Source organism: Streptomyces sp. NPDC029526, assembly GCF_040637405.1.
Taxonomy (GTDB): Bacteria; Actinomycetota; Actinomycetes; order Streptomycetales; family Streptomycetaceae; genus Streptomyces.
Window position 1 is genome coordinate 924,314 of sequence record NZ_JBEZWE010000002.1, and the last position, 23,931, is coordinate 948,244.

Genomic DNA, 23,931 nt, shown 5'->3' on the forward strand with positions numbered 1-23,931 from the left:
TCTGATTCACGACCGCCCCTCTAGACGAAAGGCACTTTGATATGAACGCACTGCTTCATATCGCGGCCGAGGAGCCTCAGAACCCCCTCGTCCCGCCGATCCCCGAGCTCGTCATCGGCCTGCTCGCCTTCGTCATCGTCTTCGGCTTCCTCGCCAAGAAGCTCCTCCCGAACATCAACAAGGTTCTGGAGGAGCGCCGCGAGGCGATCGAGGGCGGGATCGAGAAGGCCGAGGCCGCTCAGACCGAGGCCCAGAGCGTGCTGGAGCAGTACAAGGCCCAGCTCGCCGAGGCCCGGCACGAGGCCGCGCGCCTGCGCCAGGAGGCGCAGGAGCAGGGCGCCACGCTCATCGCCGAGATGCGCGCGGAGGGCCAGCGGCAGCGTGAGGAGATCATCGCCGCCGGTCACACCCAGGTCGAGGCCGACCGTAAGGCCGCGTCCGCGGCCCTGCGCCAGGACATCGGCCGGCTCGCCACCGAACTGGCGGGCAAGCTCGTCGGTGAGTCCCTCGAGGACCACGCCCGGCAGAGCCGTGTGATCGACCGCTTCCTCGACCAGCTCGAGGAGAAGGCCGAGGCAGCACGATGAACGGAGCGAGCCGCGAGGCACTGGCCGCCGCTCGTGAGCGGCTCGACGCGCTGACGGACTCCACGTCCGTGGACGCGGCGCAGCTCGCCGACGAGCTGGCCGCCGTCACCGCGCTGCTCGACCGCGAGGTCAGCTTGCGCCGGGTCCTCACCGACCCGGCGCAGGCCGGCGACGCCAAGGCCGACCTGGTGGGTCGCGTCCTCGGCGGTCAGATCGGCGGCCCGGCCGCCGACCTGGTGGCCGGCACGGTGCGCTCCCGCTGGTCGCAGTCGCGCGACCTGGTGGACGCGCTGGAGGAGCTGGCCAACACGGCCGACTTCACCGCCGCCCAGCAGGCGGGCGTGCTCGACGACGTCGAGGACGAGCTGTTCCGCTTCGGCCGGATCGTCTCGTCCGACACGCAGCTGCGGGCCGCGCTGACCAACCGCGCCGCGAGCGCCTCGGCCAAGGGCGAGCTGATCCGCAGCCTGCTCCACGGCCGGGCCGGGGCCACGACCGAGCGTCTGGTGACGCGCCTTGTCACCGCCCCGCGCGGACGTAGCCTGGAGTCGGGACTCGAGTCCCTGACCAAGCTCGCCGCGGAGCGCCGCAACCGCGCGGTCGCCGTCGTCACCTCGGCGGTCCCGCTGAGCGACACGCAGAAGCGGCGTCTCGGCGCCGCGCTCGCGAAGCTCTACGGCCGTGAGATGCACCTCAACCTCGACGTGGACCCCGAGGTCCTGGGCGGGATCCGGGTGCGCGTCGGCGACGAGCTCATCAACGGCTCGCTCGCCGACCGGCTGGAGGACGCCGCCCGGCGCATGGCGAGCTAGCAGCAAACTCCATAAGCATGACTACGGCCCGGGTTGGGCCGTGCAGAGGATTCACCTCTCATTGGGGGGAGTCCCGACTCGTGGAATACCCCCAAGTGAAACTTCGGGCCCAACAAGGAGAGCAGGGAACTCAGATGGCGGAGCTCACGATCCGGCCGGAGGAGATCCGGGACGCGCTGGAGAATTTCGTCCAGTCGTACAAGCCGGACGCGGCCTCGCGCGAGGAGGTCGGTACGGTCACCCTTGCCGGCGACGGCATCGCAAAGGTCGAGGGTCTTCCGTCGGCCATGGCCAACGAACTGCTGAAGTTCGAGGACGGCACCCTCGGCCTCGCCCTCAACCTCGAGGAGCGCGAGATCGGTGCCATCGTCCTCGGTGAGTTCAGCGGTATCGAGGAGGGGCAGCCGGTCACCCGTACCGGCGAGGTCCTGTCCGTCGCCGTGGGCGAGGGCTACCTGGGTCGTGTGGTCGACCCGCTCGGCAACCCGATCGACGGCCTCGGCGAGATCGAGACCGAGGGCCGCCGCGCCCTCGAACTGCAGGCCCCCACGGTCATGCAGCGCAAGTCGGTGCACGAGCCGATGGAGACCGGCTACAAGGCCGTCGACGCCATGACCCCGATCGGCCGCGGTCAGCGTCAGCTGATCATCGGCGACCGCGGCACGGGCAAGACCGCCCTCGCCGTGGACACGATCATCAACCAGCGCGACAACTGGCGCTCCGGCGACGTGAACAAGCAGGTCCGCTGCATCTACGTCGCCATCGGCCAGAAGGGCTCGACCATCGCGTCGGTCCGCCGCGCGCTGGAGGAGAACGGCGCGCTGGAGTACACGACCATCGTCGCCGCCCCGGCGTCCGACCCGGCCGGCTTCAAGTACCTCGCCCCCTACACCGGCTCGGCCATCGGCCAGCAGTGGATGTACGAGGGCAAGCACGTCCTGATCATCTTCGACGACCTGTCGAAGCAGGCCGACGCCTACCGTGCCGTCTCCCTGCTGCTCCGCCGCCCGCCGGGGCGCGAGGCCTACCCGGGTGACGTCTTCTACCTGCACTCCCGTCTGCTGGAGCGCTGCGCGAAGCTGTCCGACGACATGGGCGCCGGTTCGATGACGGGTCTGCCGATCGTCGAGACCAAGGCCAACGACGTGTCGGCGTTCATTCCGACCAACGTCATCTCCATCACCGACGGCCAGTGCTTCCTGGAGTCGGACCTGTTCAACGCCGGTCAGCGCCCCGCGCTGAACGTCGGTATCTCCGTCTCCCGAGTCGGTGGTTCCGCCCAGCACAAGGCGATGAAGCAGGTCTCCGGCCGTCTGCGCGTGGACCTGGCCCAGTTCCGTGAGCTGGAGGCGTTCGCCGCCTTCGGTTCGGACCTGGACGCCGCGTCGAAGGCGCAGCTGGAGCGCGGTCAGCGCATGGTCGAGCTGCTGAAGCAGGACCAGTACCAGCCGATGGCCACCGAGGACCAGGTCGTCTCCGTCTGGGCCGGCACCACCGGCAAGATGGACGAGGTCCCGGTCTCCGACATCCGCCGCTTCGAGAAGGAGCTGCTGGAGTACCTGCACCGCTCGGAGCAGGGCCTCATGACCTCCATCCGCGAGGGCGGCAAGATGTCGGACGACACCCTGCAGGCCGTGGCCGACGCGATCGCGGACTTCAAGAAGCAGTTCGAGACGAGCGACGGCAAGCTGCTCGGCGAGGACGCCCCGGCCGCTGCCGCCAAGTGACGTAAGGAAGGGACCTGACTCATGGGAGCTCAGCTCCGGGTCTACAAGCGTCGCATCCGATCCGTCACCGCGACCAAGAAGATCACCAAGGCGATGGAGATGATCGCCGCCTCGCGAGTCGTCAAGGCGCAGCGCAAGGTGCGGGCCTCCTCGCCGTACGCGGAGGAACTCACCCGCGCGGTCACGGCGGTCGGCACCGGTTCCGACGCCAAGCACCCGCTGACCACCGAGGCGGAGAACCCGGCCCGCGCCGCGGTCCTGCTCCTCACGAGCGACCGCGGTCTGGCCGGCGCCTTCAACGCCAACGCCATCAAGGCCGCGGAGCAGCTGACCGAGCGCCTGGAGCGCGAGGGCAAGCAGGTCGACACGTACATCGTCGGCCGTCGTGGTCTCGCGCACTACAACTTCCGTGAGCGCAAGGTCACGGAGTCGTTCAGCGGCTTCACCGACGACCCCTCGTACGCGGACGCCAAGAAGGTCGCGGCCCCGCTGATCGAGGCCATCGGGACGGACGCGGAGGACGGCGGCGTGGACGAGCTCCACATCGTCTACACCGAGTTCGTGTCGATGATGACGCAGACGGCGGTCGGCGCCCGGCTGCTTCCGCTGCGTCTCGAAGAGGTCGCCGAGGAGTCGGCGACGAAGGACGAGATCCTTCCGCTGTACGACTTCGAGCCCTCGGCGGAGGATGTCCTCGACGCCCTGCTGCCGCGCTACGTGGAGAGCCGTGTCTACAACGCGCTGCTCCAGTCGGCCGCTTCGAAGCACGCCGCCACGCGGCGCGCGATGAAGTCGGCCACCGACAACGCGGGCGAGCTGATCAACACGCTCTCCCGGCTTGCCAACGCGGCCCGCCAGGCCGAAATCACCCAGGAAATCAGCGAGATCGTCGGTGGCGCCAGTGCACTGGCCGACGCGACCGCGGGGAGTGACAAGTAATGACCACCACTGTTGAGACCGCGACGGCTACGGGCCGCGTCGCCCGGGTCATCGGCCCGGTCGTCGACGTGGAGTTCCCCGTCGACTCGATGCCGGACATCTACAACGCCCTCCACGTCGAGGTCGCCGACCCGGCCAACGCGGGCGAGCTGAAGACGCTGACCCTGGAGGTCGCCCAGCACCTGGGTGACGGCCTGGTCCGCACCATCTCCATGCAGCCCACCGACGGCCTGGTCCGCCAGGCCCCGGTGACGGACACCGGCTCCGCCATCTCCGTCCCGGTCGGCGACTTCACCAAGGGCAAGGTGTTCAACACCCTCGGTGAGGTGCTGAACGTCGACGAGCAGTACGACGGCGAGCGCTGGCCGATCCACCGCAAGGCGCCCAGCTTCGACGAGCTCGAGTCGAAGACCGAGATGTTCGAGACCGGCGTCAAGGTCATCGACCTCCTCACCCCGTACGTCAAGGGTGGAAAGATCGGTCTGTTCGGCGGTGCCGGCGTCGGCAAGACGGTGCTCATCCAGGAGATGATCTACCGCGTCGCCAACAACCACGACGGTGTGTCGGTGTTCGCCGGTGTCGGTGAGCGCACCCGTGAGGGCAACGACCTCATCGACGAGATGAGCGAGTCGGGCGTCATCGACAAGACCGCGCTGGTCTTCGGCCAGATGGACGAGCCGCCGGGGACGCGTCTGCGCGTCGCGCTGGCCGGCCTGACCATGGCCGAGTACTTCCGCGACGTCCAGAAGCAGGACGTGCTGTTCTTCATCGACAACATCTTCCGCTTCACCCAGGCGGGTTCCGAGGTGTCGACCCTGCTCGGCCGCATGCCCTCCGCGGTGGGCTACCAGCCGAACCTGGCCGACGAGATGGGTCTCCTCCAGGAGCGCATCACCTCGACCCGTGGTCACTCGATCACCTCGATGCAGGCGATCTACGTCCCCGCGGACGACCTGACCGACCCGGCCCCGGCCACCACCTTCGCCCACCTCGACGCGACGACGGTGCTCTCCCGTCCGATCTCGGAGAAGGGCATCTACCCGGCCGTGGACCCGCTGGACTCGACGTCCCGCATCCTGGACCCGCGCTACATCGCGCAGGACCACTACGACGCGGCTATGCGCGTGAAGAACATCCTGCAGAAGTACAAGGACCTGCAGGACATCATCGCGATCCTCGGTATCGACGAGCTGGGCGAGGAGGACAAGCTCGTCGTCCACCGTGCCCGTCGCGTGGAGCGCTTCCTGTCCCAGAACACCCACGTCGCCAAGCAGTTCACCGGCGTGGACGGTTCGGACGTGCCGCTGGACGAGTCGATCGCCGCGTTCAACGCGATCTGCGACGGTGAGTACGACCACTTCCCGGAGCAGGCGTTCTTCATGTGCGGTGGCATCGAGGACCTGAAGAAGAACGCGAAGGAGCTGGGCGTCTCCTGACCCCCGCGCCGTGGGTGGGCCCCCGGGCCCACCCCTGAGGGGGCGGGTCCGTCCCGCCCCCTCCTTCACGCCCCTTAGACTTGTAATCGACACCCGGCACGACCGCCGGGTGGTGACCCGAGGAGCCACCTTGGCAGCTGAGCTGCACGTCGCGCTGGTCGCGGCCGACCGAGAGGTCTGGTCCGGGACGGCCACCCTGGTCGTCGCGCGCACCACGTCCGGCGACATCGGCGTCATGGCCGGTCACCAGCCGCTGCTCGGTGTGCTGGAATCGGGCCCCGTGACCATCCGCACCGGCGAGGGGGAGACGGTCGTCGCCGCCGTGCACGGCGGTTTCGTCTCCTTCGCGGACAACAAGCTGTCGCTGCTGGCGGAGTTCGCCGAGCTGGCGGGCGAGATCGACGTCCAGAGCGCGGAGCAGGAACTGGCTCGCGCGAAGGCGGAGGACGACGCCGCGGGCGAGCGCCGCGCGAACGTCCGCCTGCGGACGGCGTCGGCGGCCCGCTGAATCCAGCGCTGTGCGATGACGTGACTCAGCCGCGGCCGGCACCGGAGCGATCCGGAGCCGGTCGCGGCTGAGGCAGATCTGGATGATTTTTCCGTTCCGTTACCTAGGAGACGAGGAGGTCGGTGTCGATGGTCCTCGCTCTGACTGTGTGCGGAATCGTGGTGGTGCTCGTGGTGGCGGGCCTGTTCGTGTTCGGGCTGCGCCGCCGCCTCATCCAGCGCTCCGGCGGGACGTTCGACTGCAGCCTGCGCTGGGACGCGCCCGAGGCCGGTGACTCCGGCGGCAAGGGCTGGGCCTACGGCGTGGCCCGCTACAACGGCGATCGGGTCGAGTGGTTCCGCGTCTTCTCCTACGCGCCCCGCCCGCGCCGCGTCCTGGAACGCTCCGCCATCGAGGTGGCCGGCCGCCGCGTCCCGGAGGGCGAGGAGGAGCTGGCGCTGCTCTCGGACGCGGTGATCCTGGCCTGCCGGCACCGCGGCACCCTCCTGGAGCTCGCGATGAGCGAGGACGCCCTGACCGGGTTCCTCGCCTGGCTGGAAGCGGCCCCGCCGGGACAGAGGGTGAACGTCGCGTAGAGCGACGTTCAGGGACCCTCTGGGTGGGGGTCACCTGGCGCCTCTGCGCCTGTCCCGTGCCTTCTCCGGCCCTCCGGGGGATCCGGGTGCCGCGTGCCTTCGGCGGGCCGAATTGCTCCGCCCGCCCAGAGGCCGGATGCTCCGCCCCTCCGGGAACCGGATGCCCCGCCGCCCGCGGACCGGAGCGGCAGGCGTGAACGCGACCCGGAAGCCCTGGCCCCGCCGCGGCCCTCCGCCCCCACCGGCACGTACCGGCACGCACCGGCCCGCACCGGCTGAGCCGTCGCGGCCCGGCGACCTGCCTCCGGCGCGGAGCCCCCAGTCGGCCCCCACCGGGATGCACGGGGTGGCCCGGCGTGGCCCCGGAGGCACCGCGCCCCCGTCGCCGGGCGTCGCGGCGGCCTCCCGCCGACCCACGAGAACCGCCCCCGGACGCGGTCGTCCGGGGGCGGTTCCGTGCCCGTGGCCCGTGGGCCGGGGCGCAGCGGGTGCTGGTTACTTCAGGCCGCTGTCGATGGCGCTCACGAGTTCGCCGTTCGCGGTGTCACCGCTGAACTCCCAGAAGAACGCGCCTCCCAGGCCCTGGTTCTTGGCCCACGCCATCTTGCTCTTGATGGTGGCGGGGGTGTCGTAGGACCACCAGTTGTTGCCGCAGTGGGCGTACGCGGTGCCGGCGAAGGTGCCGGTGACGGGGCAGGTGTTCTTCAGGACCTTGTAGTCCTCGATGCCCGCCTCGTACGTGCCGGGCGCCGCGCCCGTCGCGGTGCCGCCGGGGGCGGACTGGGTGACGCCGGTCCAGCCGCGGCCGTAGAAGCCGATGCCGAGCAGCAGCTTCTTCGCCGGGACGCCCTTCGCCTTCAGCTTGGCGATCGCGGCGGCCGAGTTGAAGCCCTCCTTCGGGATGCCGTCGAACGAGGTCAGCGGCGAGTGGGGGTTGGTCGGGCCGGTCTTGTCCCAGGCGCCGAAGTAGTCGTACGTCATCACGTTGTACCAGTCGAGGTACTGCGCGGCGCCCCCGTAGTCGGCGGCGTCGATCTTGCCGCCGTCGGAGCCGTCCGCGGTGATGGCGGCGGTGACCAGGTAGTCGTCGCCGAACTCGGCGCGCAGGGCCTGCGAGAGGTTCTTGAAGGCCGCCGGACCGCTGGTGTCACAGGTCAGGCCGCAGGCGTTGGGGTACTCCCAGTCGATGTCGATGCCGTCGAAGACATCGGCCCAGCGCGGGTCCTCCACGACCTGCTTGCAGGACTTGGCGAACGCGGCCGGGTTCTGCGCGGCCTGGCCGAAGCCGCCGGAGTAGGTCCAGCCGCCGAAGGAGTACAGCACCTTGATGTGCGGGTACTTGGCCTTCAGCTGGCGCAGCTGGTTGAAGTTGCCGCGCAGCGGCTGGTCCCAGGCGTCGGCCTGGCCGCTGACGGACTGGTCGGCGGTGTACGCCTTGTCGGTGGCGGCGTAGGCGTCGTCCAGCTTGCACTGGCCGTTCACCACGTTGCCGAAGGCGTAGTTGATGTGGGTGATCTTGGCGGCCGAGCCGGACGTCACCAGGTCCTTGACGTGGTAGTTGCGGCCGTAGACGCCCCACTCGGTGAAGTAGCCGAGGTTGATCTTGTCGCCGGGGGGCGGCGGTTCCTCGGTGTTGCCGGTGGTGCGGACCTTCACCGCGCCGCTGACCGGGCCGGTCTGGTCGGCGGTGTCGCGGGCCTGCACGGTGTAGGAGTAGTCGGTGCCCTTGCTGAGCCCGGTGTCCGTGTAGGTGGTGCCGGTGACCGTGGCGACCTTGGCGCCGTCGCGGAGGACGTCGTAGTTCTTGATGCCCTTGTCGTCGGTCGCCGCCGCCCACGACAGCTTCACCGAAGTGTCGGTGACGTCGGAGGCGGTGGGGGTGCCGGGCGCGGAGGGTGCCTCGTCGCCGGGGACGCTGCCGCCGCCGTCGCAGCTGCCGCCGTTGAGCTTGCAGCCGGAGGGGGAGCCGGAGCCGCTGCCGTTGAAGCCGAAGGAGACGGACGCCCCGGGGGCGAGGGTGCCGTTCCAGCCGAGGTTCTTGGCGGTCCAGTGGTCACCGGAGTTGGTGACGGTGGCGTCCCAGGCCGAGGTCACCTTGGTGCCGGCGGGGAAGTCCCACTCGATGGTCCAGGCGTTGATGGTCGTGGTGCCGGTGTTCTTCACCGTCCACTTGCCCTCGAAGCCGGAGCCCCAGTCCTGGGTCTTGGCGTAGGTGGCGGTGGCGGAGGTGGCGGCCTGGGCGGGTGGTGCGAGGGCGACCATGCCCGACAGGGGGAGCAGCAGGGTCGCGAATCCTGCCGCGGCTCTGTGTCTGAAGCGCATGCTGCGCCTCCTTGTGAGGTCGTGGAGGGGACGTGACTGAGCCATCACGCCCACGGTGCCGCGAGAATAGAAAGGTCTGGACCACGGGTCAATAGGTCTGGACCACCTGGACGGTTTGTCCGCTCCCGCTGCCCTAGATCCCCAACTCCTGCGCGAGCACCGCCGCTTGCACCCTGCTGCGCAGGCCCAGCTTGCCCAGCAGGCGGCTGACGTGCGTCTTCACCGTCGCCTCCGCCATGTCCAGGCGTGCGGCGACGTCCGCGTTGGACATCCCCTCACCCAGGCAGGACAGCACCTCCCGCTCGCGCCGGGTGAGCGTCCGCAGCACCTCCGGATCCACCTCCGGGGCGCGCCGGGCGGGCTTCGCCGCGAACTCGGCGATCAGCCGCCGGGTGACGGCCGGGGCGACGATGCCCTCGCCGCGCGCCACCGTGCGCACCGCGGTGAGCAGGTCCTTGGCGTCGGTGTTCTTCAGCAGGAAACCGGCCGCCCCCGCGCGCAGCGCCCCGAACACGTACTCGTCGAGGTCGAAGGTGGTCAGCACCAGCACGTCGGCCAGCCCCTCGCCGACCACCTCACGGGTCGCCGACACCCCGTCCAGGCGGGGCATCTGGACGTCCATCAGCACCAGGTCCGGGCGCAGTTCACGGGCGAGCGCCACGGCCCGCTCCCCGTCCGCCGCCTCGCCGACCACCTCGATGTCGGGCGCGCTGCGCAGGATGAGGACCAGTCCGGCGCGGACGGCGGACTGGTCCTCGGCGACCAGGACACGGATCATCAGGCATCTCCCGGGGCGGATTCGGTGTCGGTAACGGGCAGGGTGGCGCGGACGGTCCACACCGTGCCGTCCGGGCCGTGAGGGCCGTCCGGGGGGTCCGTGCGGTCCAGGCGGTGGGAGCCGCCCGTGCCGTCCGGGCCCTCGTCGGGACCGGCCTCGAAGGTGCCGCCGAGCAGCTCGGTCCGCTCCCGCATGCCCACCAGACCGGCCCCGGAGCCCGGGACGCGCGGGGCGCCCCGGCCGCCGTGAGGGCTGGTGACCCGGACGTCGAGGACGCCGTCCGCGCAGCGCAGCCGGACCGTCACCCTGCCCGGCCCGGCGTGCTTGAGCGCGTTGGTCAGCGACTCCTGGACGATCCGGTAGGCGGCGAGCTCGACCGGCGCGGGCACGGAGCACGGCTCGGAGTCCAGGACGACGTCCAGGCCGTTGGCGCGGGCGCCCTCCACCAACGCGGCGAGGCCGTCCAGGGTCGGGACGGCCGCGGGCTCGCGCTCGTCACCGCCGTCCCGCAGGATGCCGATCAGGCGCCGCATCTCGGACAGCCCCTGCACGCTGTTCTCCCGGATCACCGTCAGCGCCTCGTGGGAGGTGCGCGGTTCGTCCAGGGAGAGCGCGGCGGTGGAGTGGATGGCGATCGCCGACAGGTGGTTGGCGACCACGTCGTGCAGCTCCCGCGCCATGCGGGCGCGTTCCTGGTTGACGGCCTGGGTGCGGTCCATCTCGGCGAGCAGGGCCGTCTGTTCGGCGCGCAGCCGGGCGGCCTCGGCGGCGTCCCGGTGGTTGCGCACGATCAGACCGGTCGACGCGGGCCCGAAGGACACGGCGGCGACCACCAGCCCGATCAGCAGCGCCTCCGGCACCCGCAACACCGCGTAGGGGATCACGATCGCGGCGACCGTGACGACGCCGGTGATCTTCGGCAGGCGGCGGGCGGTCGCGGGCGTGCCGTAGACCACCGCCGCGTACGCGAGGTCGGTGTACATCACGATCGTGGCGATGCTGCCCTGGGTGACCGTGTCCGCCGCCAGCGCCGCCGTGCCGATGAGCAGGGCGGTCCGCGGGGCGGTGCGGCGCAGCAGTTCGCAGCCGGAGATCACCACGAGCGGCACGAGCAGCGCCCACCGTCCGGCGAAGAGCACCATCGGGTCCGCCGCCTCGCGCAGGCCCAGCCCGAAGCCCCACAGCACCAGGCCCCCGGCGAGACCCCCGAGCGCGATCGACGCGTCGAGGCGGGGAGGTCGGGACAGTCGTGCGGCCATGGCCTCCATCCAACACGGTGGGGGCGCCCGGTGCCCGGTCCGCGGGAAGGGTCCTGGACTGCATCTTTCGATGTACCGCGAGTTCGTCGTCGGCGACGACGTGGGCGGCCGTCCCGTCCGGGAGCCTGGAAGGGTGACGGAGAGGAGCGAGACGTGATCGTCGCCCTGATCGCGGCCTGCGAGATCGGCTTCTGGGTGCTGCTGGCGGCCGGGCTCGCCTGCCGGTACCTGCTGAGGATGCCGCGCACCGGTCTGGCGCTGCTGCTGTGCGAGCCGCTGCTGGAGGTCGTGCTGCTGGTGGTCACCGCCCTCGACCTGAGGAACGGCGCGGAACCGAACTGGACGCACGGCCTGGCCGCGCTCTACATCGGCTACACGGTCGGCCACGGCCACCGGACGGTGAAGTGGCTCGACGGCCACGCCGCCCACCGTCTGGGCGGCGCGCCCCGGCCGCCCGGCCCGCCGAAGTACGGACTGGCCCGCGCCCGGCACGAGACGAAGGTGTGGCTGGGCACGCTGGCCGGTGCCGCCGTGGCGACCGTGCTGCTCCTGCTCGCCATGTGGTACGTGGGCGACCCGGACCGCACCACGTCCCTCCAGGCCTGGATGTCCACCGCCTGGCGGGTGGCCGGCATCCACGGCCTGGTGACCCTGGCGTACTGGGTGTGGCCGAAGAAGGCCCCGGCCGACGACGCCGACGCGGGCGTCGCGGACCGTGAGAGGGCGGGCCGGTGAGGCGGGCGGCCGAGCACTGCGCCACCGGCGCGGGCACGGTGCTCGGGGGCCTGGCCCTGTGGCGCTACACCCAGGGCGTGGAGCTGCCGGTGGTCTCCCTGCCCAAGGTGGGCGTCCTGCTCATGTGCCTCGGCGCCGCCGAGATCCTGCTGGGCCTGTACCGGTTCGCCCGCCGGTAGGGCTCAGCGCTCCCCGCCCGGCACCCACAGCACGTCGCCGGTCTCCTTGTTGGCGATGCGGGCCAGGATGAACAGCAGGTCGGAGAGGCGGTTGAGGTAGGTGGCGGTGAGCGGGTTCATGGTCTCGCCGTGCGCCTCCAGGGCGGCCCAGGTCGAGCGCTCGGCGCGCCGCACGACCGTGCACGCCTGGTGCAGCAGCGCGGCGCCCGCGGTGCCGCCGGGCAGGATGAACGAGCGCAGCTTCTCCAGCTCGTCGTTGAAGCGGTCGCAGTCCGCCTCCAGCCGGTCGACGTAGAACTGCTCGACCCGCAGCGGCGGGTACGCGGGGTCCTCCACCACCGGCGTCGAGAGGTCGGCGCCGACGTCGAACAGGTCGTTCTGCACGCGGGTGAGGACCGTGACGACGTCCTCCCGCAGACCGCCCAGCGCGAGCGCCGTGCCGATCACCGCGTTGGCCTCGTTGGCGTCGGCGTAGGCGGAGATCCGCAGGTCGGTCTTGGGAACCCGGCTCATGTCCCCCAGGTTGGTGGTGCCCTGGTCGCCGGTCCGGGTGTAGATGCGTGTCAGATTGACCATGGGGCCAGCCTAGTTCGGGTGCCGCTCCAGGGGGCCGGTGTGTGCGGGGGGTCACCCGACGTCCGGAGGGCGTTCCGGCCGCGCCGCCGGGGCGCGGCCGGAACGGCAGGGCGTGCGGTGGGGCGCACGCCCGGTACCGGTCAGATGCCGCAGGTGGGCGCCGACCAGTAGGCGGACGGGTCGAAGGCGACGTGGGTGTGGTCGTTGTGGCCGGGGTAGCCCGGGCCGAGGATCTCGGAGAAGCCGTGGACCCGGGCCTGGCGGGCCAGGGTGCACAGGCTGGGCGAGCCGACGAGGTCGGCCGCGTCGCCGTACAGGTGGCGGCTGTTGGAGGCGCCGCCGACGGCGCTGTTGCAGGCGTAGGAGCGGAAGCCGCTGGAGATGGTGATCGGCACGTCACCGAGCTGCCGCCGCATCGCCTCCAGCTTCCACATGGTCTTCAGCGCGTTGGCCTTGGCGGTGGCGGCCGGGACGGCGCCGCCGGACCAGGTGGAGTTGCACTTGTTGAGTTCGGCGTAGCTGAAGTGGGCGGGGGTGCAGTCGGCGTCCTGGAGGGCGTAGATCTTGCTGAAGGTGGCGGGTCCGGCGACGCCGTCGGCGGCCAGGCCGTAGGCGGCCTGGAACTTCTTCACGGCGGCCGCGGTGCGGGCGCCGTACTGGCCGTCGTAGGAGAGGCGTTCGCCCGAGGTGACCCAGCCGGCCACGCGGATCTGCAGCTGTGTCACGTCGCTGCCGGAGGAGCCCTGGGACAGCGTGCGGTTCCAGGTGTAGCACTCGTCGGCGTGCGCGGTGCCCGCGGTGGCGCCCACCCCGAGGACCGTACCCGCCATGAGCATGACAATCGTGAGAAGGGTGCGTGTCGCGCGTCTGAACATTCCGGCCTCCCGACCGTCTCGCTGGGGAGAAGGAGGCGCCGCCGCCGGACGGCCGCCGCCGACCAGCGTGCTCCAGAGTGCTACGCGCGTCAACAACACCACGGTGGAAAGCGCGTACTGACGGCCCGTCAGGGAGCTGGTGGACGCCACCCCCGGCGCCCTCCCCGCGGCCCGCGCAGCCCCGGTCCGGCGGACGTGACCGGTGTCTCACCCCGTGAGACGTGACACGCGTTACTAACCCCCTCCCACGCCCCCTCACGACCGCTAGTGTCCGCCAGTGACGTACAGGAACAGTGTGTGAGCGTTCGAAGGGGAGTCGCACAGTGGCAGGCAAGCTCGCCGTCATCGGGGCCGGTCTCATGGGGTCCGGCATCGCCCAGGTCTCCGCTCAGGCGGGCTGGGACGTCGTCCTGCGCGACGTCACCGACGAAGCGCTCACCCGGGGCACCGACGGGATCAAGGCGTCCTACGACAAGTTCGTGAGCAAGGGCCGGATGGAAGCGGCCGACGCCGAGGCCGCCCTCGCCCGGATCACGCCCACCACCGACCTGGACGCCTGCGCGGACGCGGACGTCGTGGTCGAGGCCGTCTTCGAGAAGCTGGACGTCAAGCACGACATCTTCCGCGCGCTCGACAAGATCGTGCGGGAGGACGCCGTCCTCGCCTCCAATACCTCCGCCATCCCGATCACCAAGATCGCGGCCGTCACCGAGCGCCCGGAGCGCGTCGTCGGCACCCACTTCTTCTCGCCGGTGCCCATGATGCAGCTGTGCGAGCTGGTCCGCGGCTACAAGACCAGCGACGAAACCCTCGCCCGGGCCCGGGAGTTCGCCGAGTCGGTCGGCAAGACCTGCATCGTCGTCAACCGCGACGTGGCCGGCTTCGTGACCACCCGGCTCATCTGCGCCCTGGTCGTCGAGGCCGCGAAGCTGCACGAGTCGGGCGTGGCCAGCGCCGAGGACATCGACCTCGCCTGCAAGCTGGGCTTCGGCCACGCCATGGGGCCCCTGGCCACCGCCGACCTCACCGGTGTCGACATCCTGCTGCACGCCACCGACAACATCTACACCGAGTCCCAGGACGAGAAGTTCGCCGCTCCCGAGCTGATGCGCCGGATGGTTGACGCCGGTGACATCGGCCGCAAGAGCGGGCAGGGCTTCTACGAGCACTGATCTGGTCCCCTCACCCCGGCGCCTTCACTCGCCGGGGTGAATTCGGTATCGGTTCGCTTACAGATAGCAACCTCTGCCCCCTCCACGCAGTCAGAGGGTGCAATACCTCAATCAAAAAGACGCGGAGCACGAAACGCACGCACGGGGAGCGCATATGCACATCAGGGGCGACCACGTCGAGTTGGTCGTCGGGGGCCGCCTCGACGTCCGCAGCGCGGCGGACGCCCGTACGGTCCTGCACTCGGCCGTCGACGACGGAGTCGGCGACCTGGTCCTGGACCTGTCCGAACTGGACTCCTGGGACGCCACCGGACTCGGCGTGATCATGGGGGCCCACCGGAGGGCCGGCCGCTGCGGCCGGCGCCTGGTGCTGCGCGGCGTCCCGCCGCAGATGCAGCGCCTGCTGGTGGCCACCCGGCTGCACCGCATCCTGGCGATCGAGGGGGGCATCGGAGTGGACACGCTCCCGCGCGTGTGAGGCGGCGCGGGTACCCGCCGGGCGACCGGCAGGACCTCCACCCCGGCCCGCCGCCGGCCGAGCCCCGCGGCACACGCACAATCCTCACGAGACCGTGACGTCACGGACGGCGCGGTACCCCGGACTGTCGTACATACTGAGCGAAGGTTTAGGGTCTGGCTGCCCGCTGCCTCGACGAGCCTCGAGCGGGCCCGGACCAGGAGCGACAGCGGGTGTGCGCAAGGCCGGGGAGGGCTTCAGGCACACGACGCTTTTGGGGGGCTAGGACCTATGGACCCGCACCACAGGGGACCCGAGGAGTACGGCCACGACGGCACCGGCCACCCGCCGCGCCAGCGCCCTCCCCGGGAATCCCTCACCTCGGACTTCGGCCAGCCCGCGCTCGCGCGCACCGTGCAGCTGGTCTCCGGTGACTTCCTGCTCACCGTCAACCCCGTCGACGGCAGCGAGATCGAGCCGTGCCCGCCCGCCGAGCGGCCCGCCCGCCCGGTGAAGCGGGACGCCGCCGGCCGCGCCGAGACCGAGCGCGCCGCCCGGCCGCCCGTCCCGCCCGGCCCGTCCCTTCCCGAACCCCCGCTCCTGGCCCGCCAGGACGAACGCGAGCAGCTGGTCCGGCTGCTCGCCCGCGGCCGGTCCGTGCGCCTCACCGGCCCCGGCGGCTCCGGCCGCACCCGGCTGCTCGACATCGTCGCCGACGACTGCGCCGACCTCGCCCCCGACGGCGTCGTCCGCCTCAACGGTCTCGGCCGCAGCGCCGACGACCTGCTCCACGACCTCTTCCACGCGGTGTACGACGCCCCGCTGCACCGTCCGGACCGGGACGAACTGCTCGCCTGCGTCCGGGAGATCGGCGCCGTCGTCGTCCTGGACGACCTGGAGTTCGGCGGCGCGGCCCTCGACGGGCTGCTGGACGCCTGCCCCGAGTGCGCCTTCGTGTTCGGCGCGACCCCCGCCGTGCCCGCCCCGTCCGCCGAGTCGGGCGTCGAGGAGGTCGCCCTGGACGGCCTCGACCGCGCCGCCGGCCTCGACCTGCTCGGGCACGTCGTCGGCCGCAGCCTCACCGAGGACGAGTCCAACTGGGCCGGCGACCTCTGGTTCGAGTCCGAGGGCCTGCCCCTGCGCTTCGTCCAGGCCGGCGCCCTGCTGCGCCAGCGGGACCGGATGCGGGCCGGCGCCGGCGCCGTCGACGAGTTCGGCGTCTTCGAGGACGCCCGGCCCGACGACCTGCCCCCCGAGGCCGCCGCCGACGCCGACGAGGTGCCGCTGCCCGCGCTCGGCGAGGCCGCCGCCCCCGCCCCGCTGCTCGCCTCCCGGCTCAGCGCCTCCGCCCGCGCCACCCTGCGCCTCGCGGTCGCCCTGGACGGCGAACTGCCGCACCAGGCCCACCTGCCCGCCCTGGTGGGCGACACCCACGCCGACGCCGCGCTGGGCGAGCTGGCCGCCTGCGGCCTGGTCTCACCCGCCGGCGCCCGCTACCGGCTCGCCGCCGGAGTGATGGCGCAGCTGCGGGCCGCCGGGTACGCCGACGACCTGGACGTCCAGGTCCGCACCGCCGGGCAGCACTACTCCTGGTGGGCCGGACACCCGTCGGTCACCCCGGAGCGGGTCCGCGCCGAGTCCGACGCGCTGCTCGCCGCGCTCACCGCGCTGGCACCGCTCACGGCCGCCGTCAGCGAGGGTGAGCCGAGCACCGCCGTACTGCTGGCCCGCACCGCGGCGCCCGCCTTCGCCGCCGGACTGCACTGGAGCGCCTGGGAGCGGGCGCTGCGCTCGGGCGCCGAGGCCGCCCGGCTCGCCGGGGACGTGGCGGAGGAGGCGTACTTCCACCACGAGCTCGGCATCCACGCCCTGTGCGCCGGACAGCTCGACCGGGCCCGCACCGAACTGGAGGCGTCCATCGGCCTGCGCGGCGCGCTCGCCGACAAGCGCGGCACGGTCGCCGGCCGCCGCGCCCTTGCCCTCGTCGCCGACCGCTCGGGCACCCCGATGGCCCTTCCGCCGCCCGCGGCGGACGGACCGGCGGAGGTGCGGCCCGAGGAGCCGGCCACGCCCTCGCGCGGCGCACCGGCCGCCTTCCCCGCCCTCCAGCCGCCCGCCGACACCGGCCTGGTCGTCCAGCGCACCGGCGCCACGCCCGTGGCCGCCCCGGTGCCCGCGGCCAAGGCCGGCGGCGGCCTCAAGGGCGTGGCCCGGCGCAACCTGGTGGCGACCGGGGCGGGTGCCCTGCTGGTCGCCGTGCTCGGCACGGTGGTCACCCTCGGCGCGACGTCCGGGAACGACACCGGGACCCCGTCGGAGAACGTCGGCGTGAACCCCTCGGCCAGTCAGGGCGTCGACGACGGCACCCTGGGCGCCGACCCCGCCGGCGAGGACGGTGACACCGGCACCGCCACCAGGCGCCCGACCGACCCCGGCCCCGACGGCACCCTCGGCACCTCGGACGACCCGACGCCCACCGGGAGCGGTTCGCCCCGCCCGTCGGACGACCCCGACGAGTCCGAGGAGCCCGGCGACCCGACGTCGACGAAGAAGCCGTCGTCGTCCGGCCGGCCGCCGTCCTCGACGAAGCCGTCGACCCCCACCAAGCCGGCCGACCCCACCCCGACCACGCCGACGACCCCGCCGAGCGAGACGGAGACGACCCCGCCGCCCACCGACACCGAGGAACCCCCGCCGCCGTCCACCAGCGACAGTGCCAGCGGCGAGGCCCCCTCCTCCCCGGCGGTCTCCAGCAGTTCGGCGAGCGCCCCGCGGAGCAGCGAGGCGGGCACGCCCGACGACCCCGACCCCGTGATCTGACCCGCCGGGCCGGGTCACCCACGCGAACGGGCCGGATCTCCCCGGGAAGGGGGATCCGGCCCGGTGCGTGCGGCGTGGACGCCGACGGTCAGAACAGGCGCAGCTTGTCGTCGTCGATGCCCCGCAGCGCGTCGTAGTCGAGGACCTGGCAGCCGATGCCCCGGTCGGTGGCGAGCACCCGCGCCTGCGGCTTGATCTCCTGGGCGGCGAAGATGCCGCGCACCGGGGCGAGATGGGGATCGCGGTTCAACAGCTCCAGATAGCGGGTGAGTTGCTCCACGCCGTCGATCTCACCGCGCCGCTTGATCTCCACCGCGACCGTCTGTCCGTCGGCGTCCCGGCACAGGATGTCGACGGGGCCGATGGCGGTCATGTACTCGCGCCGGATGAGCGTGTAGCCCTCGCCGAGGGTCTCGATACGGTCGGCGAGCAGCTCCTGAAGGTGTGCTTCCACGCCGTCCTTGATCAGACCGGGGTCCACCCCCAGTTCGTGCGAGGAGTCGTGGAGGATCTCCTCCATCGTGATGATGAGCTTCTCGCCCGCTTTGTTGACGACGGTCCACACCCCCTCCTCCGCTCCGGTCCCCTCCTTCAACGTGCAGGGGGGCGACATCCAGTTCAGGGGCTTGTAGGCCCGGTCGTCGGCGTGGATGGAGACGCTGCCGTCCGCCTTGACCAGGATCAGGCGGGGCGCCGGGGGGAGGTGGGCGGTGAGCCGCCCGGCGTAGTCCACGGAGCAACGGGCGATGACGAGACGCATGGTCGGCAACGCTACTCGACCGGCCCGCCCCGATGCGATTCGCCCGGCGACCGGTCCCGGATTCAAGGACCGCACAGGGCCCGTCAGGCGCATCTGGCACGTCCTGAATCTCCTGGAAACCGCGTGTTCGTCGATGGCCGATTACCGGCCCACAGGTTGTTCCGCATCCGGCTGTTCGCCTGGTGCGGGCCCGATCGGTTGCTTACGGTAGTGAACGGGAGGTCGCGAGACGTGTACGCAGCGTGTCCGATATCGCGAACTCCCTTATCTGTCAGGCAACCCCTGCTCGACGGGGGTGCGAGAGGAGAACCCATGTCGCTCGACGTCTCACCGGCCCTACTCGAACAGGCCGAGCGAGGCGAGGTCGACGAAGCCGCCTTCGTCGACTGCGTCCGGACCTCCCTGCCGTATGCGTGGGAGATGATCAGCTCCCTGGTGGCCCAGCTGAAGGTCGACGGCGGAGTCTTCGCCGACAACCAGACGCCCCCGCCGGACGAGCAGGCACGCGGTCAGCTGCTGCGTGCACTCGCGAGTGACGCGATACGTGGCGCGCTGCAACGGCACTTCGGTGTCCGGCTGGCCTTCCAGAACTGCCACCGGGTGGCGGTGTTCCCGCTCGACTCCTCGGTCGACGAGACGCTGGCGCGCTTCACCTCCATCCGTGGTCAGTTGCTCAACCAGTCACCGGAGCTGCGCGACTGCTGATGTGCCCCCGTCCTTCGCTTGCCGCTCCGTACGCGGGAGGTACGGTCTGTGCCGGGGCGGCAAGCCCCATGGGTTCCCGGCCCGTTCAGGCGAGCCGGGGGAGCACCTCGCCGCCGAGGCGCCGGACGTTCTCCTCGGTCGCGGCGAGGTCGCCGGAGCCCTCGACGAGCAGCGCGAAGCGCGAGATCCCGGTGCGCTCACCGGTGGTGGCGAGCCGGTCGGCGCACTGTCGCGGCGTGCCCACCGGGTGCAGCGCGCAGAGCAGTTCGGTGTACGCCAGCGGGTCGCGCATCTGCCGCCGGCGGCCGTCCACGGTGACATGGGCCTCCAGGCCCTGTCGCAGCCAGCCGGGCATCGCCTTGGTGAGGGTCTCCACCGCGTCCTCGCGCCGGTCGGCGATCTGGCAGACGCCGGCGGAGACATGAGCGGCCTGGTGGATCTCGGCGGCGGAACGGCCGCAGGCGCGGGCGTGCCGCCGCCACAGGCCGACCATCTCGGCTTTCTCCTCGTCCCCGACGTGCATGCCCAGCAGCATGGGCAGGCCGCGCTCGGCGGCCAGGCGCACGCTCGCGGGCGAGGTGCAGGCGACGACGACCTCGGGGCCGTCGCCCGGGGTGAGCGACTCCGACGGCCGCGGGACGACCGGCACTTCGCGGAACCGGAAGCGCTCGCCGTCGGCGCCCACCCGCGGTTCACGCAGCCAGCGCGTCAGCAGATCGAGTGATTCCGGGAACCCCTTCTCGTACGCCTCCAGGCCCGACCCGAACACCTCCAGGTCCACCCACGGCCCACCGCGCCCGACGCCCAGCGAGAAGCGGCCACCGCTGGTGAGGTGGAGCAGGGCGGCCTGTTCGCCGAGCGTCACCGGGTGGGCGGTGGGCAGCACGCTGACCGCCGTACCGACCCGCAGCCGGCGGGTGCGGCCGAGCAGCAGCGCGGCCAGGGTCACCGCCGACGGGCAGGTGCCGTACGGGACGAAGTGGTGCTCGGCCAGCCAGACCGAGTCGAGCCCCGCCTCCTCGGCCACCTCCGCCGAGCGGACCGCGCGGTGCAGTGCCTCTCCTTCTCCCTGCCCGGGGAACTGGGCGGCCAGTACGAAACTTCCAACGCGCATTGCTTTCCTGCTTCCTTGGCTCCGACACGGAGCTCCCCCACACGGCATAACCGTCTGACACGTGCCGAGGACACGGCCGGGCGGGGGATTTTCCGGATTGTCTGCAGAATGGGCTGCCGGGTCGGGGGTCCGGACGCGCGCCCGGAGAGGCGGTCGGTCGTGGGACATGCGCGGGTACCCGGCGGTCCGCCGCGTACGCTGGACGGGTCGCTGCACCCTGTATAGCCCCGTGAGGTGTCCCTTGTCCCCGCGTCGCAACCGACCCAAGGGAGCCGGTTCCGCCGGCCGCAGTGCCGAGGACGACCGCGCCGGCCGCTACGGCGGCTGGCAGTCCGCGGAGAGCTGGCAGGGCGAGGAGTGGAGCGTCCGGCACGTGGCCGGAGCCAGCTCCCGCGGCAAGGCGTACCGCTGCCCCGGCTGCGACCAGTTGATCCCGGACGGGGTGCCGCACCTGGTGGCCTGGCCGGAGCACTCCGGCGTCGACGAGCGGCGGCACTGGCACAAGGCGTGTTGGAACGCGCGCGACCGCCGCGGTACGCGGGTGCAGCGGTCCCGCAACGCGCCGCGGTTCTGACGCTCCCGGCCGTTTCTCCGGCGGCGGAGGCGCACGCGCGGGGGAGAGGCGGATGCCGTACGGCTTGATAGGCAAGTAATTACTTGCCTACGGTGGAGGTGTGGCCGACGACCTCTTCAAAGCCCTCGCCGACCCCACGCGCCGCACCATCCTGGACGAACTCGCGGAGAAGTCCGGCCAGACCCTGTTCGAGATCTGCTCGCGGCTGGCCATGAAGCACGGGCTCGGCATCTCCCGGCAGGGCGTCTCCCAGCACCTGGCCCTGCTGGAGGCGGCGGGCCTCGTGGAGACCCGGCGCGAGGGACGCTACAAGTTCCACGACCTCAACACGGCCCCGCTGCGGCAGATCACCGAGCGGTGGCCCCCCACCGACCCGACCGGACCGGAGAACTCCCCATGAAGATCCATCTGACCAGCGTCTTCGTCGACGACCAGGCCGAGGCCCTGCGCTTCTACACGGAGGTCCTCGGCTTCGTGAAGAAGCACGACATCCCCGTGAGCGGCGAGGACCGGTGGCTGACCGTCGTCTCGCCCGAGGACCCCGACGGCACCGAACTCCTCCTGGAACCCCTCGGCCACCCCGCCGCCCGGACCTACCGGGACGCCCTCGTCGCGGACGGCATCCCGCTCGCCCAGTTCGCGGTCGACGACGTCCACGCGGAGTACGAGCGGCTGCGCGGCCTCGGGGTCCGCTTCACCCAGGAACCGGTCCGGATGGGCCCCGTCACCACCGCCGTCCTCGACGACACCTGCGGCAACCTCGTCCAGATCGCCACCCAGGCGCCGTAGACGGCCCGCTCGGGCTCGGGGTGGGGAGCGGGGCGGGGCGGGGCGGGGCCCGTGCTTTGCCCCGAGGCCTACACGTCCCGGGTGTGCAGCAGGGCGAAGGCGGCGCCGAGGGCCGCGGCCGTCAGACCGGCCATGATCCACAGCGGGTCCCAGCCGGCCGGGCCGGAATCGCTGAGCGAGTTGGAGTAGAAGATGCTCAGCTGGTTCGGGACGGAGTACTGGAAGAGGGCCTGCTGGATGCCCTGGAGCGAGGTCGAGAACATGAACAGGGCGAGCACCAGCGGGGCCAGCAGGACACCGATCATGATGGTGATGGCGCCCGCCGAGTGCCGGATCAGCGAGCCGACGGCCAGCGACAGGGTGCCGAGCAGGGCCAGGAAGAGCGAGATGCCCAGCGTGCCCTTCAGCCATTCCTCGCCGGTGGGGGTCCGGGCGCCGTTGCCCTCCAGCATCGCCACGTGCAGCAGTGCGACGAGCGAGGCGGACACCAGCGTCACCACGAAGGCCACCAGGAAGAAGACCACGGCCTTGGCCGCCAGGACCCGCGCCCGCGCGGGGCAGGCCACCATGGTGGTGCGGATCAGACCGGTGCCGTACTCGGACGCCGTGGTCATCACGCCCAGCGTGATGAGGCACATGCTGCCCACCAGCAGCCCGAACAGGCCGAGGCCGATCGGGCTCTCCCCGTTCAGGTTCGCGTCGGCGGTCAGCACCAGCAGTCCGGCCAGCGCGCCGATGCCGACGACCAGCAGCACGAACACGCCCAGCGTCCACATCGTGGAGCGCACCGACCGGATCTTCGTCCACTCGGCGGCGAGCGCGTGCCCCAGGTGCGTGCGCACCACCGGGATCGGCGACGTGTACCGGGGGAAGGGTGCGTCGGAGCCGGCGTCGGCGGCCGGCGTCCGGTCGCGTGCGGGGTCGTACTGCGGCGCGGTGTCGGGCGTGCTCATCGGGCGTCCTCGGGCTTGGTGAGGTCGGTGGCGGTGGGACCGGCGGACGGGGCGGGGGCACCGGGACCCGCGTCCGGGCCCTGCCGCGTCCCCGCGAACGGCTCCTCGCCCGCCTGGGGCGGCGGCGGCGCGTACCAGCCGGGCTGGCCCTGGCCGGGCACCGGCATCGGCGGCGGGGCGTCCTCGGGCAGCGGCTCCAGGAACCCCTCCCTCTGGTCCGTGGTGGAGCGGTAGTCGACGGCGCCCTGCGTCATGCGCATGTACGCCTCCTCCAGCGACGCCTGGTGCGGCGACAGCTCCCACAGCCGGACGTCGCAGGAGTGGGCGAGGTCACTGATCCGGGGCAGCGGCAGCCCGGTCACGCGCAGCGCGCCGTCCGGCTCGGGCAGCACCCGGCCGCCCGCCTCGGTGAGCGCGGCGGACAGCTTCTCGCGCGCCTGCGGCTCGGTCTCCGGTGTGCGGACGCGGGCGAAGTCGGCGGAGTTGGCCGAGATGAAGTCCTTCACGCTCATGTCGGCCATGAGCTGCCCGCGGCCGATGACGATCAGGTGGTCGGCGGTCAGCGCCATCTCGCTCATCAGGTGGGAGGAGACGAAGACCGTGCGGCCCTCGGCCGCGAGCGCCTTCATCAGGTTCCGCACCCACAGGATGCCCTCGGGGTCGAGACCGTTGACGGGCTCGTCGAACAGCAGCACCTCGGGGTCGCCGAGCAGCGCCGCGGCGATGCCGAGGCGCTGCCCCATGCCCAGGGAGAAGCCCCGGGAGCGCTGCCGGGCCACCTCGTGCAGGCCGACCACGCCCAGCACCTCGTCCACCCGGCGGGCCGGGATGCCCGACAGCTGGGCCAGGCTGAGCAGGTGGTTGCGGGCCGCCCGGCCGCCGTGCACCGCCTTCGCGTCCAGCAGCGCGCCCACCTTGCGGGCCGCGTTGGGCAGACTGCGGTACGGGTGGCCGTCGATGGTGACGTGACCGGCGGTGGGGTTGTCCAGGCCGAGGATCATGCGCATGGTCGTCGACTTGCCCGAACCGTTGGGTCCCAGGAAGCCGGTGACGGCTCCCGGGCGCACCCGGAACGAGAGGTCGTACACGGCGGTCTTCGCGCCGTACCGCTTGGTCAGGCCGACAGCCTCGATCATGCTCCGCACCCATCGAAGGTTCTGGACAGCGGGGCACACGCCCCCGTAAGGGTTAGGAGGATATCGAGACGCTGACGGTTCCGCTCAGCCCGGGACCAAACCGCGCCAGGTCCTCCCGCCCTCCGGGGGCGCCGGTCACCCCT

Annotated in this window: 25 protein-coding genes; 16 read left to right on the forward strand and 9 right to left on the reverse strand. The window is 71.8% G+C overall.

What is annotated here, in order from left to right; genetic code table 11:
• Window positions 1-41: 41 nt before the first annotated feature.
• From AB0F01_RS09620 to AB0F01_RS09650, 7 genes are all read left to right on the forward strand, one after another.
• Window positions 42-587 carry a F0F1 ATP synthase subunit B gene (locus tag AB0F01_RS09620; protein ID WP_362091809.1) on the forward strand — a complete coding sequence of 182 codons (546 nt, stop codon included), beginning with the start codon at window positions 42-44 and terminating at the stop codon, window positions 585-587.
• A complete protein-coding gene (locus tag AB0F01_RS09625; protein ID WP_362091812.1) occupies window positions 584-1,399 on the forward strand; it encodes a F0F1 ATP synthase subunit delta in 816 nt (271 codons plus the stop codon). The genes AB0F01_RS09620 and AB0F01_RS09625 overlap by 4 nt, the downstream gene beginning before the upstream one ends.
• Before the next feature lie 134 nt (window positions 1,400-1,533).
• On the forward strand, window positions 1,534-3,126 hold the full coding sequence (gene atpA, locus AB0F01_RS09630; RefSeq protein ID WP_362091815.1) for a F0F1 ATP synthase subunit alpha: 1,593 nt from the start codon (window positions 1,534-1,536) through the stop codon (window positions 3,124-3,126).
• A gap of 21 nt (window positions 3,127-3,147) precedes the next feature.
• Window positions 3,148-4,065 (forward strand): F0F1 ATP synthase subunit gamma, encoded by a 918-nt coding sequence (locus AB0F01_RS09635; RefSeq protein ID WP_362091818.1) that lies wholly within the window; start codon window positions 3,148-3,150, stop codon window positions 4,063-4,065.
• Complete coding sequence (gene atpD / locus AB0F01_RS09640) at window positions 4,065-5,501, forward strand: F0F1 ATP synthase subunit beta (RefSeq protein ID WP_362091820.1); 1,437 nt, start codon at window positions 4,065-4,067, stop codon at window positions 5,499-5,501. Before AB0F01_RS09635 ends, atpD begins: the two co-directional genes overlap by 1 nt.
• 130 nt (window positions 5,502-5,631) lie before the next feature.
• Complete coding sequence (locus AB0F01_RS09645; RefSeq protein ID WP_362091823.1) at window positions 5,632-6,009, forward strand: F0F1 ATP synthase subunit epsilon; 378 nt, start codon at window positions 5,632-5,634, stop codon at window positions 6,007-6,009.
• Between the two features lie 128 nt (window positions 6,010-6,137).
• Complete coding sequence (locus AB0F01_RS09650) at window positions 6,138-6,584, forward strand: DUF2550 domain-containing protein (protein ID WP_362091826.1); 447 nt, start codon at window positions 6,138-6,140, stop codon at window positions 6,582-6,584.
• 495 nt (window positions 6,585-7,079) lie between these two features.
• Here the strand turns inward: AB0F01_RS09650 and AB0F01_RS09655 are convergent, their stop codons facing one another.
• From AB0F01_RS09655 to AB0F01_RS09665, 3 genes are all read right to left on the reverse strand, one after another.
• The gene (locus tag AB0F01_RS09655) at window positions 7,080-8,906 is read right to left on the reverse strand and encodes a glycoside hydrolase family 18 chitinase (RefSeq protein ID WP_362091829.1); all 1,827 of its coding nucleotides are present in this window, start codon (window positions 8,904-8,906) and stop codon (window positions 7,080-7,082) included.
• Between the two features lie 133 nt (window positions 8,907-9,039).
• Window positions 9,040-9,684: a response regulator transcription factor gene (locus tag AB0F01_RS09660; RefSeq protein WP_362091832.1), complete on the reverse strand. Its 645-nt coding sequence runs from the start codon at window positions 9,682-9,684 to the stop codon at window positions 9,040-9,042.
• The gene (locus AB0F01_RS09665) at window positions 9,684-10,943 is read right to left on the reverse strand and encodes a histidine kinase (RefSeq protein WP_362091835.1); all 1,260 of its coding nucleotides are present in this window, start codon (window positions 10,941-10,943) and stop codon (window positions 9,684-9,686) included. The genes AB0F01_RS09660 and AB0F01_RS09665 overlap by 1 nt, the downstream gene beginning before the upstream one ends.
• Before the next feature lie 153 nt (window positions 10,944-11,096).
• On the opposite strand from AB0F01_RS09665, the gene AB0F01_RS09670 reads away from it, so the two are divergent.
• On the forward strand, window positions 11,097-11,678 hold the full coding sequence (locus AB0F01_RS09670) for a hypothetical protein (protein ID WP_362091838.1): 582 nt from the start codon (window positions 11,097-11,099) through the stop codon (window positions 11,676-11,678).
• Window positions 11,675-11,857 (forward strand): DUF5708 family protein, encoded by a 183-nt coding sequence (locus tag AB0F01_RS09675; protein WP_362091841.1) that lies wholly within the window; start codon window positions 11,675-11,677, stop codon window positions 11,855-11,857. Before AB0F01_RS09670 ends, AB0F01_RS09675 begins: the two co-directional genes overlap by 4 nt.
• Window positions 11,858-11,860: 3 nt before the next feature.
• On the opposite strand, the gene AB0F01_RS09680 is transcribed toward AB0F01_RS09675, so the two are convergent.
• The gene (locus AB0F01_RS09680) at window positions 11,861-12,433 is read right to left on the reverse strand and encodes a cob(I)yrinic acid a,c-diamide adenosyltransferase (RefSeq protein ID WP_362091844.1); all 573 of its coding nucleotides are present in this window, start codon (window positions 12,431-12,433) and stop codon (window positions 11,861-11,863) included.
• A 140-nt stretch (window positions 12,434-12,573) separates the two neighbouring features.
• Window positions 12,574-13,308, reverse strand: coding sequence for a D-Ala-D-Ala carboxypeptidase family metallohydrolase (locus AB0F01_RS09685; protein WP_362091847.1), 735 nt, complete (start codon window positions 13,306-13,308; stop codon window positions 12,574-12,576).
• A gap of 323 nt (window positions 13,309-13,631) precedes the next feature.
• Between AB0F01_RS09685 and AB0F01_RS09690 the strand changes: the two genes are divergently transcribed.
• From AB0F01_RS09690 to AB0F01_RS09700, 3 genes are all read left to right on the forward strand, one after another.
• A complete protein-coding gene (locus AB0F01_RS09690) occupies window positions 13,632-14,480 on the forward strand; it encodes a 3-hydroxyacyl-CoA dehydrogenase family protein (protein ID WP_362091850.1) in 849 nt (282 codons plus the stop codon).
• A gap of 154 nt (window positions 14,481-14,634) precedes the next feature.
• Entirely contained in the window at window positions 14,635-14,958 is a 324-nt protein-coding gene (locus AB0F01_RS09695; RefSeq protein ID WP_164336093.1) for an STAS domain-containing protein, read from the forward strand.
• Between the two features lie 270 nt (window positions 14,959-15,228).
• The gene (locus AB0F01_RS09700; protein ID WP_362091853.1) at window positions 15,229-17,757 is read left to right on the forward strand and encodes an ATP-binding protein; all 2,529 of its coding nucleotides are present in this window, start codon (window positions 15,229-15,231) and stop codon (window positions 17,755-17,757) included.
• 88 nt (window positions 17,758-17,845) lie between these two features.
• Here AB0F01_RS09700 and nucS read toward each other — a convergent pair whose 3' ends face one another.
• Entirely contained in the window at window positions 17,846-18,517 is a 672-nt protein-coding gene (gene nucS / locus AB0F01_RS09705; protein ID WP_164344214.1) for an endonuclease NucS, read from the reverse strand.
• Window positions 18,518-18,829: 312 nt separating this feature from the next.
• On the opposite strand from nucS, the gene AB0F01_RS09710 reads away from it, so the two are divergent.
• Window positions 18,830-19,222: an SCO5389 family protein gene (locus tag AB0F01_RS09710; protein WP_164336165.1), complete on the forward strand. Its 393-nt coding sequence runs from the start codon at window positions 18,830-18,832 to the stop codon at window positions 19,220-19,222.
• A gap of 85 nt (window positions 19,223-19,307) precedes the next feature.
• On the opposite strand, the gene AB0F01_RS09715 is transcribed toward AB0F01_RS09710, so the two are convergent.
• On the reverse strand, window positions 19,308-20,336 hold the full coding sequence (locus AB0F01_RS09715; protein WP_362091857.1) for an LLM class flavin-dependent oxidoreductase: 1,029 nt from the start codon (window positions 20,334-20,336) through the stop codon (window positions 19,308-19,310).
• A gap of 241 nt (window positions 20,337-20,577) precedes the next feature.
• Between AB0F01_RS09715 and AB0F01_RS09720 the strand changes: the two genes are divergently transcribed.
• From AB0F01_RS09720 to AB0F01_RS09730, 3 genes are all read left to right on the forward strand, one after another.
• Window positions 20,578-20,910 carry an ATP/GTP-binding protein gene (locus AB0F01_RS09720; RefSeq protein ID WP_362091860.1) on the forward strand — a complete coding sequence of 111 codons (333 nt, stop codon included), beginning with the start codon at window positions 20,578-20,580 and terminating at the stop codon, window positions 20,908-20,910.
• 100 nt (window positions 20,911-21,010) lie between these two features.
• Window positions 21,011-21,310, forward strand: a complete 300-nt coding sequence (locus AB0F01_RS09725; RefSeq protein ID WP_362091863.1) for a metalloregulator ArsR/SmtB family transcription factor — start codon at window positions 21,011-21,013, stop codon at window positions 21,308-21,310.
• Complete coding sequence (locus tag AB0F01_RS09730) at window positions 21,307-21,699, forward strand: VOC family protein (protein ID WP_362091866.1); 393 nt, start codon at window positions 21,307-21,309, stop codon at window positions 21,697-21,699. The genes AB0F01_RS09725 and AB0F01_RS09730 overlap by 4 nt, the downstream gene beginning before the upstream one ends.
• Before the next feature lie 68 nt (window positions 21,700-21,767).
• Here the strand turns inward: AB0F01_RS09730 and AB0F01_RS09735 are convergent, their stop codons facing one another.
• Window positions 21,768-22,652, reverse strand: a complete 885-nt coding sequence (locus tag AB0F01_RS09735) for an ABC transporter permease (protein ID WP_362091868.1) — start codon at window positions 22,650-22,652, stop codon at window positions 21,768-21,770.
• Window positions 22,649-23,788 (reverse strand): ATP-binding cassette domain-containing protein, encoded by a 1,140-nt coding sequence (locus AB0F01_RS09740; protein ID WP_362091871.1) that lies wholly within the window; start codon window positions 23,786-23,788, stop codon window positions 22,649-22,651. The genes AB0F01_RS09735 and AB0F01_RS09740 overlap by 4 nt, the downstream gene beginning before the upstream one ends.
• Between the last annotated feature and the right edge of the window lie 143 nt (window positions 23,789-23,931).